This window comes from Kitasatospora sp. NPDC017646, assembly GCF_044329365.1.
Taxonomy (GTDB): domain Bacteria; phylum Actinomycetota; class Actinomycetes; order Streptomycetales; family Streptomycetaceae; genus Kitasatospora.
On record NZ_JBIRJC010000154.1, the window covers coordinates 1 to 1080 of the forward strand.

General features: G+C 72.1%; 1 protein-coding gene. It reads right to left on the reverse strand.

The genetic code is table 11. The features are described 5' to 3' along the window. Positions 1-1049 (reverse strand): IS701 family transposase (locus ACH4J0_RS43330; protein WP_396246676.1); only part of this gene is annotated, 1049 nt, incomplete at its 3' end. Positions 1050-1080: the final 31 nt, after the last annotated feature.

Below are 1080 nucleotides of genomic sequence, written 5' to 3' on the forward strand. Positions count from 1 at the left end.
GGGGTGTCGGCAGGCAGGGTGGACAGCCAGTAGTCGGTGGGCTCGGCCGAGCCGGGTGGCCACTCGGCCAGCAGCCGGCACTCGGGCAGGGAGCCGTCGACGGCACGGCGGATCTGCCGGTTGGCCGGGCGGACCCGCAGCGCCAGGAATCGGGAGCGCATCTCGGCGCGCGGGTTGTTCCTGGTGGTCTTGGTGCCCTGGCGCCAGGTCACCGTCCGGAGCGCGGATCGCCCGGCTTCCAGGGCGAGTTGGCGCAAGGTGGTGTGCGGGTCGGGGTAGGCCGGGCCGGGCGGGCGCCCCTGCCCGCTGTAGGGCGGGCGCACCGGGACCGCGTCGCCCGGATAGGCGGTCGTGGTGCCCTTGACGGCGACCGCGTAGACAAGGCCGCGCTCGGTCAGGCCCTCGCGAAAGCCGGTCGTGTCCCCGTAGCCGGCATCCGCGACCACCGGCAGGTCGGGCAGCTCCCACTCCCCGCGAACCTCGTCCAGCATCTCCAGGGCCAGGCGCCACTTCTCCCGATGCCGTTCACTGTCGGGGATGCCCGCCTTCGCCCGGCGGCGGCGGATCGCCCCGGCCAGCAGCGCATCATCGCCGCTCTTGGCGTCGTCCCAGCTCTCGGGCAGGAACAGGCGCCAGTCGACGGCCGAGGAAGCGCGGTCGGACACCAGGTTCACACTGACGCCGATCTGGCAGTTGCCGCGCTTGCCCAGCGCCCCGCAGTACATCCGCGCCACCCCGGGCGAGTCGTAACCGTCCTTGGGAAAGCCCACGTCGTCGATCGCGTACGCCTCCGGCGCGATATGCGCGGCGGCCCAACGGGCCAGCCGCTCACGGACCTTGGCCCAGTCCCAGGTCGACGAGGCGATGAACTGCTGGAGCTGCTGGTGGTCCACGCCCAGGCGCTCGGCCATCGGCTGCATCGACTTGCGCTTGCCGTCCAGCATCAGCCCGCGCAGATACAGCTCGCCCTTGGCCCGCTGGTCCCGCCGCGCCAGCGAACCGAGCATCTCCGCGGCGAACGCCTCCAAGCGCGGGCGGACCGTCTCCATCTCCTCAGGTGTCACACCTGACAGAAGATCA